This is a genomic window from Micromonospora sp. PTRAS2 (assembly GCF_054052245.1).
In genome coordinates this window covers 879,222-891,004 of record NZ_JBSWBU010000001.1, presented here as the reverse complement: position 1 = coordinate 891,004, position 11,783 = coordinate 879,222, and the positions used below count along the sequence as shown (strand labels likewise).

Here is an 11,783-nt window from a genome sequence, read left to right as displayed (position 1 = left end):
ACGGCCGGGCGTTTTCGTGTTCCGGGGCGGCGTCGACCCCGGCGCCCGACCACCCGGGTCGACGTGACGCCGGTCACGTCCAGACCCCGGAGCCGTCGTCCACAGGCGTGCCGGGACGCCTCGTGTTGACCCTCGACCCGGTTCAGGCCCCAGGATCGGCACATGCTCGTCCACAGTTTCCACACGCTGTCCACAGCCGGTTGTCCACCGGCGGTGGAAAACTACGCAGGGTCCGACCTCGGTTACCCACAGGCTGTGGACAAACCCTGGGGACGGACCTGTGGATGCCTGTGGACACCTGTGGACGATGCCGCCCGTCGCCCACAGGCAGGAGGACGGCTGTGGGCTTCCTGTTGAAGGTTCTGGGGACAACGACGCGAAGACCGGTGCGGCCCGTCCACAGGACTGGGGAGAAAGTCGGTGGATAACCGGTGGATAACCGGTGGACGGCGGTGGACAACCCGGTGGATCGGCGGGCCTGTGGACGACCGGCCCGGTTTTACCCCGGGTTCTCCACAGGCTAACCACCGGTGGATAACGTGTCTGACCTGCGCAGACGCGGGTTTTCCACAGTTTGCACAGGTGCTACGAAGACGATGAGTTTGTTCTTCTAAGAGAACAAAAACCAATCATCACCGTTGGACTTCCTGTGGATGGGGCCGGAACGGCCGGAGACAGTCGCTCCGGCACCGGCCGGATCCACGGGGTCGGGCGCACAGCCGATGCCCGCGCGCCCTAAGGTGCGATGGGAACCCGCACAGTCGGGCGGGACGGTGGGCAGCGGTCGGCATGAGAGAGTTGTCGCTGACGTCGACGCGGAGGCATTGATGAAGTTCCGAGTGGAGCGCGACGCGCTCGCCGAGGCCGTGGCGTGGACCGCGAAGAGCCTGCCCAACCGGCCGTCCGTGCCAGTCCTGGCCGGCGTGATGCTCCGGGTGACCGACGGCAACCTGCAGGTCTCCGGCTTCGACTACGAGGTCTCCAGCCAGGTGACCGTCGAGGTGCAGGGTGACGCCGACGGGGCCGCCCTGGTCTCCGGCCGGCTGCTCGCCGAGATCACCAAGGCACTCCCCGCGAAGCCGGTGGACATCGCCGCGGTCGGCGCGCACCTCGAACTGGTCTGCGGCAGCGCCCGGTTCACCCTGCCCACCATGCCGGTGGAGGACTACCCCGCCCTGCCCGAGATGCCGGAGAGCACCGGCACGGTCGACGCCGCCGCGTTCGCCGCCGCCGTCGCCCAGGTCGCCGTGGCCGCCGGCCGGGACGAGACGCTGCCGATGATGACCGGCGTCCGCATCGAGCTCTCGGGTGGCAACCTGGCGATGCTCGCCACCGACCGCTACCGGCTCGCCCTGCGCGAGATGGAGTGGCACCCGGACGACCCCGAGGTGAGCATCAACGCCCTGGTGCCGGCGCGCACCCTGCACGACACCGCCAAGGCCCTCGGCCCGCTCGGCGGGCACGTGACGATGGCCCTGTCCCAGGGGGCGGCCGGCGAGGGCATGATCGGCTTCTCCGGCGGCACCCGGCGCACCACCAGCCGGCTGCTCGACGGCGCCAACTACCCGCCGGTGCGCTCGCTCTTCCCCGCCAGCCACAACGCCGAGGCACGCCTCGCCGTCAGCACCCTCATCGAGGTCGTCAAGCGGGTGGCGCTGGTCGCCGAGCGCACCACCCCCGTGCTGCTCAGCTTCAGCTCCGACGGTCTCGTCGTGGAGGCGGGCGGCACCGAGGAGGCGCGGGCCAGCGAGGCCATGGACGCCACCTTCACCGGCGACCCGCTGACCATCGGCTTCAACCCGCAGTACCTCATCGACGGGCTGGCCAACCTGGGCGCCCAGTTCGCGCAGCTCGCGTTCGTCGACGCCTTCAAGCCGGCGGTGATTTCCCCCGCAGGCGAGGATGGCGAGGTCATCCCCGGGTACCGGTACCTCATCATGCCGATCCGCGTCTCCCGCTGATCGCGCATACCCGACCCGGACGCAGCGGAGGTAGGAACACATGCAGCTCGGCCTCGTAGGACTCGGCCGCATGGGCGGCAACATGCGCGAGCGGCTGCGCGCCGCCGGTCACGAGGTGGTCGGCTACGACCGCAACGCCGACCGCAGCGACGTCACGAGCCTGGCCGAGCTGGCCGAGAAGCTCGACGGCCCCCGGGCCGTCTGGGTGATGGTCCCCGCCGGCGTCACCGACACCACCATCGACGCCGTCGCCGAGGTGCTCAGCGACGGCGACATCATCATCGACGGCGGCAACTCCCGGTTCAGCGACGACGCCCCCCGGGCCGAACGGCTCGACACGCGCGGCATCGGATACCTCGACGTCGGCGTCTCCGGCGGCGTCTGGGGCAAGGAGAATGGCTACGCCCTGATGGTCGGCGGCGCGCAGGAGCACGTCGACCGGCTGATGCCGATCTTCGAGGCGCTCAAGCCGGCCGGCGAGCACGGCTTCGTGCACGCCGGCCCCGTCGGCGCCGGCCACTACGCCAAGATGGTGCACAACGGCATCGAGTACGGCCTCATGCACGCCTACGCCGAGGGCTACGAGCTGCTCACCAAGTCCGAGCTGGTCACCAACGTGCCGGGCGTGTTCAAGTCCTGGCGCGAGGGCACCGTCGTCCAGTCCTGGCTGCTCGACCTGCTCGACCGCGCCCTCGACGAGGACCCGGACCTGTCCGACCTGAGCGGCTACACGGAGGACACCGGCGAGGGCCGGTGGACGGTCGACGAGGCCATCCGCCTGGCCGTGCCGCTGAACGTCATCGCCGCCTCGCTGTTCGCCCGCTTCACCTCCCGGCAGGAGGACTCTCCCGCCATGAAGGCCGTCGCCGCCCTGCGCCAGCAGTTCGGCGGCCACGCCGTCCACAAGCGCTGAGCGGCGTCCGCCACCCGTGTACGTCCGCCGGCTCGAACTGGTCGACTTCCGCTCCTACGAGCGGGTCGCCGTCGACCTCGAACCCGGCCCCAACGTCCTGGTCGGCGCCAACGGCACCGGCAAGACCAACCTCGTCGAGGCGCTCGGCTACGTGGCGACCCTGGGCTCGCACCGGGTCGCCACGGACGCCCCGCTGGTGCGGCTGGGCGCCACGTCGGCCGTGATCCGCTGCGCGGTGGCGCACGACGGCCGGGAACTGCTGGTCGAGCTGGAGATCGTCCCCGGCAAGGCCAACCGGGCCCGGCTGGGCCGTTCACCCGCCCGGCGGGCCCGCGACGTCCTCGGCGCGCTGCGCATGGTGCTGTTCGCCCCGGAGGACCTGGAACTCGTCCGCGGCGATCCGGCGGAACGCCGCCGCTACCTCGACGACCTGCTGGTCAGCCGCCAGCCCCGCTACGCCGGGGTGCGCGCCGACTACGAACGGGTCGTCAAGCAGCGCAACGCCCTGCTGCGCACCGCGTACCTGGCCCGCAAGACCGGCGGGTCGCGCGGCGGGGACCTGTCCACGCTCGCCGTCTGGGACACCCACCTCGCCCGGCACGGGGCCGAGCTGCTCGCCGGCAGGCTGGAACTCGTCGCCGCACTCGGCCCGCACGTCACCAAGGCCTACGACGCGGTCGCCGCCGGCAAGGGCGCGGCGGGCATCACGTACCGGCCGTCGGTGGAACTGACGGACCCGGTGGCGGACCGGGCGGCGCTGGCCGAGACGCTGCTCGCGGCGTTGGCCGAGTCCCGGTCCGCCGAGGTGGAGCGCGGCACCACGCTCGTCGGCCCGCACCGCGACGACCTGGCCCTCACCCTCGGCCCGCTGCCCGCCAAGGGGTACGCCAGCCACGGCGAGTCCTGGTCGTTCGCCCTGGCCCTGCGGCTGGCCGGATACGACCTGCTCCGCTCCGACGGCATCGAGCCGGTGCTGGTGCTCGACGACGTCTTCGCCGAGCTCGACGCGGGCCGCCGCGAGCGGCTGGCGGGGCTGGTCGGCGGGGCGAGCCAACTGCTGGTGACCTGCGCCGTGGACGACGACGTACCGACCGGCCTGCACGGCGTCCGCTACCAGGTCGGCGAGGGTGAGGTGCGCCGTGCCGGATGAGCAGGAGCTGCCGCCGGCCCGGCTCGGGCCCCGTACCCCCGCCGTGGGGCCGGCTGGCCGGGACGCCGCAGCCCCGGGCGGCGGCGCACGCCGCGGCGCCGGCCGGGCGGCCGACGGGACCGGACGGTCCGACGGCCCGGCCGCCGCGGGCGGTGGCGACGCGCCCGCCGGGGCGGCGGGGCCGGAACTGGCCCGGGCGGTGCTGGACGCCGCGCGGGCCCGCCGCGAGACGGCGGCCAAGAACCGCCGGCGCAGCGTCGTCTCCGGCGACGGCGAGGGCGGCCGGCGGCTACGCGGCTATTCCGGCCCCGGGCCGGACCCCCGCGACCCGCAGCCGCTGGGTGTCGTGCTGGGCCGGCTGATGAAGGCGCGCGGCTGGGAGCAGCCGGCCGCCGAGGCGACCGTGTTCGGCGCGTGGGAGCGGGTCGTCGGCCCCGAGGTGGCCCAGAACAGCCGCCCGGTCAAGCTGGAGGACGGCGAGCTGACCGTCGAGGCCCGGTCCACCGCGTGGGCGACGCAGCTGCGGCTGCTCGCCGCCTCCCTGCTCCGGCAGATCGCCAGCGAGGTGGGCCACAACGTGGTGCGCAAGCTGCACATCCACGGGCCGGCCGCGCCGTCCTGGTCCCGGGGGCCGCGCCGCGTCCGGGGCCGGGGCCCCCGCGACACGTACGGCTGACGCCCGGGCCCGCGCGGGCTGGCCCGGGCCGCCTCGGGCGGGCCGGCCCGCGCGATGTCGGCGACATGGCGGTATCCCGGCCGCCCGGATACCGCCACGTCGCCGACATGGAGTCGATCACCACGCGCGGGACGGGCCGGTGCCGGTCCCGTCAGGCGTCGGCGTAGACGGCGAAGCCCCGGTCGGCGCAGCGGCGGTAGAAGGCCGCCAGCACACCCAGCTCGGCGCAGGTGAAGTCCCACTGCGGCGGGTCGCCGTTCTCGTCGCGCAGCCCGTCTAGGCGGGTGTCGAGCCAGCGCAACTGCTGCTCGGCGAGGCGGCCGTCGCCGAGCAGCCCACGCAGCACGGTGCTGACCGAGTCGAAGGTGACCGTCTCCCCGTGCGGCCGGTGACCGGCCACGAAGCGCTCGATCCCGCCGGCGATCCAGGCGCAGCCGTCCGGGTCGATCACCGGGTCCTCGTCCTCGGCCGCGTTCTCCGTGGCGTAGAGCACATTCTCCAGCCCGAGCAGCAGGTCGACCAGCTCCGTGTAGGCGGTCGCCCGGACCGTGCCGGTCTTTGCGATGTGTTCGGCGAGAGCCGCCGTCGGCGCGGAGATCCGCGGCAGGTCGACGATCTCGCCGAAGTCGACGAACTCGGCCGGTGCGACCGGATCGTAGAAGCGGCCGGTCCGCGGCCAGTGCACCGCGACGTTGTCCAGCCCCATCTGGCGTCACCCCTTGAGAGCACGTGTCGAAGCGTTCGGGTCGATCGTCCGGTTCCGACCGGAAAAGATCAAGACCGGCCACGCTGGGCGCCGCAAACCTACGCCCACCGTCCCTCCCGCCGCGACCCCCACCCCCCGAGTCCCGGCGGCGGCGCCGCCACCCGATCCGGGGCTCGCCCGTAGGGGGAGTCGTGGGTGGCGCGGATCGGCCGGCTACGGAGTTCTCAGCCGCCGCGAAGGGGTGCCGAGTGGCGGTTCTGTCGTCTGCGCACAGTAAGATTGAGGGCGAGACGAAGACCCGACACGGTGCGACGGACACGGGCCCACCGGCCCGAGATCATTGTCCCACGTCGGGTCGAGCCGATCGCGATCCGCGGGCATCCGCGGCGACCGGCGCTCCGGCCCGTGCCCCGGTTCACGCCCGGTGCCGGTCCGCGCGCCGACGTCGCGTCCTGTCCGCCGAACCCGCGCCCGACTCGCCGCTTGCGGCGCTGGCGGCGCGAGAAAGTGGCCGAGGGTGGCAGCGCAGGACAAGCAGGAGTACGGCGCCGAGTCGATCACCGTCCTCGAAGGGCTGGAGGCGGTCCGCAAGCGGCCGGGCATGTACATCGGGTCGACCGGCGAGCGCGGTCTGCACCACCTGGTGTGGGAGGTCGTCGACAACGCGGTCGACGAGGCGCTTGCCGGCTACTGCGACACCATCGACGTGGTGCTGCTGGCCGACGGCGGGGTCCGGGTCACCGACAACGGGCGTGGCTTCCCGGTCGACCTGCACCCCAAGTTGAAGAAGCCCGGCGTCGAGGTGGCACTCACCGTGCTGCACGCCGGCGGCAAGTTCGACGGCAAGGCGTACGCCGTCTCCGGCGGTCTGCACGGCGTCGGCGTGTCCGTCGTCAACGCCCTCTCCACCAAGATGGCGGTGGAGATCCACAAGTCCGGTTTCGTCTGGCGGCAGCAGTACGCCAACTCCAAGCCATCGCCGCTGGAGAAGGGCGAGACCACCGACCGCACCGGCTCCGCCGTCGCCTTCTGGCCCGACGCCGACGTCTTCGAGACCGTCGACTTCGACTTCCAGACCATCTACCGCCGCCTCCAGGAGATGGCCTTCCTCAACCGGGGCCTCACCATCCACCTGCTCGACGAGCGGGTCCCCGAGGGCGAGGAGGGCAAGACCCGCGAGGTCACCTTCTGCTACAAGGGCGGCATCGCCGACTTCGTCCGGCACCTCAACGCCTCCAAGACCCCGATCCACAAGACGGTGGTCGAGTTCGGCGCCGAGGAGGAGGGCATGTCGGTCGAGATCGCCATGCAGTGGAACGAGTCGTACGGCGAGTCGGTCTACACCTTCGCCAACACGATCAACACCCACGAGGGCGGCACCCACGAGGAGGGCTTCCGCGCGGCGCTGACCAGCGTGGTCAACCGCTACGGCGCGGACAAGAAGCTGCTCAAGGGCGACGAGAAGCTCTCCGGCGAGGACATCCGCGAGGGCCTCGCCGCGATCATCTCGGTCAAGCTGGCCAACCCGCAGTTCGAGGGCCAGACCAAGACCAAGCTCGGCAACACCCCGGTGAAGAGCTTCGTGCAGCGGGTCTGCAACGAGTGGCTGGTCGACTGGTTCGACCGGAACCCCGCCGAGGCGAAGATCATCATCACCAAGGCGTCCCAGGCCGCCCGCGCCCGCATCGCCGCGCAGCAGGCCCGCAAGCTGGCCCGCCGCAAGTCGCTGCTGGAGTCCGGCTCGATGCCGGGCAAGCTCGCCGACTGCCAGTCCACCGACCCGCGCGAGTCCGAGGTCTTCATCGTCGAGGGCGACTCGGCCGGCGGCTCGGCCAAGCAGGGCCGGGACCCGCGCACCCAGGCGATCCTGCCGATCCGCGGCAAGATCCTCAACGTGGAGAAGGCCCGGATCGACCGGGTCCTGAAGAACAACGAGGTCCAGGCGCTGATCACCGCCCTGGGCACCGGCATCCACGACGACTTCGACATGGAGAAGCTGCGCTACCACAAGGTGGTGCTGATGGCCGACGCCGACGTCGATGGCCAGCACATCCAGACGCTGCTGCTCACCCTGCTGTTCCGCTTCATGCGGCCCCTGGTCGAACTGGGCCACGTCTACCTGGCCGCCCCGCCGCTCTACAAGATCAAGTGGAACAAGAAGGGCGACGACGCGCAGTACGCGTACTCCGACCGCGAACGCGACGGGCTGATCGCGCTGCGCCAGCAGAAGAAGCCCAACGCCAAGCCGGACGACATCCAGCGCTTCAAGGGCCTCGGCGAGATGAACTACCCCGAGCTCTGGGAGACCACGATGAACCCGGCGACCCGCACCCTGCGTCAGGTCACGCTCGACGACGCGGCGGTGGCCGACGAACTGTTCAGCGTGCTGATGGGTGAGGACGTCGAGGCGCGCCGCTCGTTCATCCAGCGCAACGCCAAGGACGTCCGCTTCCTGGACATCTGACGGAGCCGGCGGGACCGCCCGGCCGTCCACCGGCGGCCCGCCGATCCACAGAGTTATCCACAGTGTGGCCGGTTTCCACAGCGGTTATCCACAGCACGAAACCGACTCTGATTCTGATAAGGGTTAACAGTGACCGATACCCCCGAGTCCACCCCGAGCGAGCCCGAGGTCCCCGAGACCCCCGCCGCCGCAGTCGTGGCGCACGACCGGATCGAGCCGGTCGGGCTCGAGGTGGAGATGCAGCGCTCCTACCTCGACTACGCCATGAGCGTCATCGTCGGGCGGGCACTGCCGGACGTCCGGGACGGGCTCAAGCCGGTCCACCGCAAGATCCTCTACGCCATGTTCGACTCCGGCTACCGGCCGGACCGCGGGTACGTGAAGTGTTCCCGCGTCGTCGGCGACGTGATGGGTCAGTTCCACCCGCACGGCGACTCGGCGATCTACGACGCGCTGGTCCGGATGGCGCAGCCCTGGTCGCTGCGCTACCCGCTGGTCGACGGCAACGGCAACTTCGGATCGCCCGGAAACGACCCGGCTGCGGCCATGAGGTATTGCCTGGACGGCAATGTCCGCATTCGTACCGCCGATGGTGCGGTCCGGATCGGTGACGTCGTTTCCGACGCCGCGCCGAGCAGCGAGACCGACATCGAGCTGAAGGTTCGCGACCGCAACGGCGACCTGGTCCGCGCCTCCAAGTTCTTCCACTCCGGCGAGCATCCGACGCTGCGGCTGCGCACCCGCGAGGGGTACGAGCTGACCGGCACCCACAACCACCCGGTCCTCTGCCTGGTCGACGTGGCCGGCGTGCCGACCCTGCTGTGGAAGCTGCTCGCCGAGATCGGCCCCGGTGACCGGGTGGTCATCCAGCGGACGGTGCCGGAGGAGATCGGCTACCCGATGCTGGAGCACGTCGAGGCGGCCGTCCTCGCCGGTGCGTTCGTCAGCGAGGGCTGGGTGTCCAAGGGCCGGGCCGGCTTCAACAACACGGACCGCGAGTTCTTCGTCCGGGTCCTCGCGGCCTACGACCTCGCCGTCGGCGGTCCGCGCTACGTCAGCCAGCGCACCATCGCCTCCGGGAGCGTGCTGCACGAGATCGACGTCCAGGACCTCTCCGCGCTGCGGGAGAGCATCCTCGGCGAGCTGGTCGGGGCGCGGAGTGCCGCAAAGTTCGTGCCGGAGTTCGTCTGGCGGGGGCCGGCGGCGATCAAGCGGGCCTTCCTCCAGGCCCTGTTCGAGGGCGACGGCTCGTCGTCGCTGCTGCCCCGCAACACCATCCAGATCTCGTACTCGACCCGCAGCGAGCGGCTGGCACGCGAGGTGCAGCAGCTCCTGCTGGAGTTCGGCGTCATCAGCCGGCAGTGCCCGTACGACAACGGCGAGATCAAGGTGGTGGTGACCAACCGCCGCGACGCCCGGATCTTCGCCCAGCAGGTCGGCTTCCTCGGCCGCAAGCAGGTCAAGCTGGAGTCGGAGCTGGCCCAGGTGCCGGCGAGCAGCACCGCGCTCTCCGGCGACCACGTGCCGCTGGTCGGCGACTTCATCCGCGAGCACGGCGCCACCCGGTGGACCGAGCGGGACTGGCTGCGCCGGCACAACGTCGACCGGATCGAGCGCTGGGAGCGGGACCGCGAGGAGATCGTGGCCCGGATCACCGAGCGCGAGGTGCTCGACGTGGTTGAGCCGCTGGTCGACGGCCGGTTCTACTACGCCGAGGTGGCCAGCGTCACGGACGCCGGGGTGCAGCCGGTCTACAGCATCCGGGTGGACACGGACGACCACTCGTTCGTCTCCGACGGGTTCGTCAGCCACAACACGGAGTGCAAGCTCGACCCGCTGGCGATGGAGATGCTGCGGGACATCGACGAGGACACCGTCGACCTGCAGGACAACTACGACGGCCGGGCCAAGGAGCCCACCATCCTGCCGTCGCGGATCCCGAACCTGCTGATCAACGGTTCCGAGGGCATCGCGGTCGGCATGGCCACGAAGATCCCGCCGCACAACCTGCGCGAGATCGGCGCGGCGGTGCAGTGGTGCCTGGAGAACCCGGACGTCGACGAGGCGACGACCCTCGACGCGCTCATCGAGATCGTCAAGGGTCCTGACTTCCCGACCCACGGTCTGATCGTGGGCACCCAGGCGATCCAGGACGCGTACCGCACGGGTCGCGGGTCGATCCGGATGCGGGCCGTGGTGGAGGTCGAGGAGGACAAGCGGGGCCGCCCGGCGCTGGTGGTCAGCGAGCTGCCCTACCAGGTGAACCCGGACAACCTGGCCGAGCGGATCGCGGAGCTGATCAAGGAGGGCAAGCTCGCCGGCATCGCCGACATCCGGGACGAGTCCTCGGGGCGTACGGGCATGCGGATCGTGCTCGTGCTCAAGCGCGACGCGGTCGCCAAGGTGGTGCTGAACAACCTCTACAAGCACACCCAGCTCCAGGAGACGTTCGGCGCGAACATGCTGGCGCTGGTCGACGGGGTGCCGCGCACGCTGAACCTGGCCCAGTTCATCCGCTACTACGTCGAGCACCAGATCGAGGTGATCCGGCGGCGGACGGCGTTCCGGCTGCGCAAGGCCGAGGAGCGGGCGCACATCCTGCGCGGTCTGAGCAAGGCGCTGGACGCACTGGACGAGGTGATCGCCCTGATCCGGCGGTCGCCGACGGTGGAGGACGCCCGGCAGGGCCTGATCCGGCTGCTGGAGATCGACGAGATCCAGGCGACCGCGATCCTGGACATGCAGCTGCGCCGGCTGGCGGCCCTGGAGCGGCAGCGGATCCTCGACGATCTGGCGAAGCTGGAGCTGGAGATCGCCGACCTGAAGGACATCCTGGCCAAGCCGGAGCGGCAGCGGCGGATCGTCTCGGAGGAACTGGGCGAGATCATCGCGAAGTGGGGCGACGAGCGGCGTACGAAGATCGTGCCGTTCGACGGCGAGGTCTCGATGGAGGACCTGATCGCCCGCGAGGACGTGGTGGTGACGATCACCCGCACCGGGTACGCGAAGCGGACGAAGGTCGACCTGTACCGCTCGCAGCGGCGTGGCGGGAAGGGCGTCAGCGGGGCCACGCTGCGGCAGGACGACATCGTCAGCCACTTCTTCGTGTGCTCGACGCACGACTGGATCCTGTTCTTCACGAACAAGGGCCGGGTGTACCGGGCCAAGGCGTACGAGCTTCCGGAAGCCAGTAGGGTAGCCAAGGGCCAACACGTGGCCAATCTGCTCGCTTTCCAAGCGGACGAGCAGATCGCGCAGATCATCGAAATCCCGAACTACCAGGTGGCCCCCTACCTGGTACTGGCCACGAAGAACGGCCTGGTGAAGAAGACGCGGCTCGAGGAGTTCGACTCCAACCGTTCCGGCGGAGTCATCGCGATCAACCTGCGCGATGAGGACGAGCTGGTCGGTGCTGCCCTCGTCGCCCCGTCCGACGATCTGCTGCTGGTGTCGAAGAACGCGCAGGCGATCCGCTTCAACGCCACGGACGAGGCGCTGCGGCCGATGGGTCGGGCCACGTCGGGTGTGATCGGCATGCGGTTCAGCGACGAGGACGTCCTGCTGGCCATGGAGGTGGTCCGCGAGGGGCTGGACGTCCTGGTGGCCACGAACGGGGGATATGCGAAACGTACCCCGATCGAGGAATACCCGGTGCAGGGCCGGGGAGGTAAGGGCGTGCTGACTGCGAAGATCACCGAGCGCCGCGGTGGTCTGGTCGGCGCTGTGGTGATCCACCCGGACGACGAGCTGTTCGCGATCACCAGCAACGGTGGCGTCATCCGGACTCCGGTGAAGCCTGTACGCCGTACGCGTGACCGGAACACAATGGGGGTCAAGCTGATGGACCTCCCGGACGGCGTGACTATCGTGGCGATTGCTCGCAATGCCGACGAGCCTGACGAACAGGACTAGT

The 11,783-nt window shown here is 70.6% G+C and carries 7 protein-coding genes; 6 read left to right on the top strand and 1 reads right to left on the bottom strand.

The features are described from left to right. Positions 1-827: 827 nt before the first annotated feature. From dnaN to ACVMYR_RS04250, 4 genes are read left to right on the top strand one after another with little or no spacing between them, the layout of a single operon-like run. A complete protein-coding gene (gene dnaN, locus ACVMYR_RS04265; RefSeq protein WP_077935364.1) occupies positions 828-1,961 on the top strand; it encodes a DNA polymerase III subunit beta in 1,134 nt (377 codons plus the stop codon). 40 nt (positions 1,962-2,001) lie between these two features. Further along, on the top strand, positions 2,002-2,874 hold the full coding sequence (gene gnd, locus ACVMYR_RS04260) for a phosphogluconate dehydrogenase (NAD(+)-dependent, decarboxylating) (protein WP_077935365.1): 873 nt from the start codon (positions 2,002-2,004) through the stop codon (positions 2,872-2,874). A gap of 16 nt (positions 2,875-2,890) precedes the next feature. Beyond that, the gene (gene recF / locus ACVMYR_RS04255) at positions 2,891-4,024 is read left to right on the top strand and encodes a DNA replication/repair protein RecF (RefSeq protein ID WP_396789212.1); all 1,134 of its coding nucleotides are present in this window, start codon (positions 2,891-2,893) and stop codon (positions 4,022-4,024) included. A gap of 43 nt (positions 4,025-4,067) precedes the next feature. Beyond that, a complete protein-coding gene (locus ACVMYR_RS04250) occupies positions 4,068-4,700 on the top strand; it encodes a DciA family protein (protein ID WP_439709564.1) in 633 nt (210 codons plus the stop codon). Between the two features lie 151 nt (positions 4,701-4,851). Here the strand turns inward: ACVMYR_RS04250 and ACVMYR_RS04245 are convergent, their stop codons facing one another. After that, complete coding sequence (locus tag ACVMYR_RS04245) at positions 4,852-5,406, bottom strand: hypothetical protein (RefSeq protein WP_043961011.1); 555 nt, start codon at positions 5,404-5,406, stop codon at positions 4,852-4,854. Positions 5,407-5,923: 517 nt separating this feature from the next. Between ACVMYR_RS04245 and gyrB the strand changes: the two genes are divergently transcribed. Both gyrB and gyrA read left to right on the top strand, forming a co-directional pair. After that, complete coding sequence (gyrB, locus tag ACVMYR_RS04240; protein ID WP_077935373.1) at positions 5,924-7,870, top strand: DNA topoisomerase (ATP-hydrolyzing) subunit B; 1,947 nt, start codon at positions 5,924-5,926, stop codon at positions 7,868-7,870. Between the two features lie 237 nt (positions 7,871-8,107). After that, positions 8,108-11,782 carry an intein-containing DNA gyrase subunit A gene (gene gyrA / locus ACVMYR_RS04235; RefSeq protein WP_457121295.1) on the top strand — a complete coding sequence of 1,225 codons (3,675 nt, stop codon included), beginning with the start codon at positions 8,108-8,110 and terminating at the stop codon, positions 11,780-11,782. Position 11,783: the final 1 nt, after the last annotated feature.

Excerpts from the sequence above, each read along its gene's own strand:
- dnaN (WP_077935364.1), top strand. The coding sequence starts at position 828 with ATGAAGTTCCGAGTGGAGCGCGACGCGCTCGCCGAGGCCGTGGCGTGG.
- gnd (WP_077935365.1), top strand. The coding sequence starts at position 2,002 with ATGCAGCTCGGCCTCGTAGGACTCGGCCGCATGGGCGGCAACATGCGC.
- ACVMYR_RS04245 (WP_043961011.1), bottom strand. The coding sequence starts at position 5,406 with ATGGGGCTGGACAACGTCGCGGTGCACTGGCCGCGGACCGGCCGCTTC.
- gyrA (WP_457121295.1), top strand. The coding sequence starts at position 8,108 with ATGCAGCGCTCCTACCTCGACTACGCCATGAGCGTCATCGTCGGGCGG.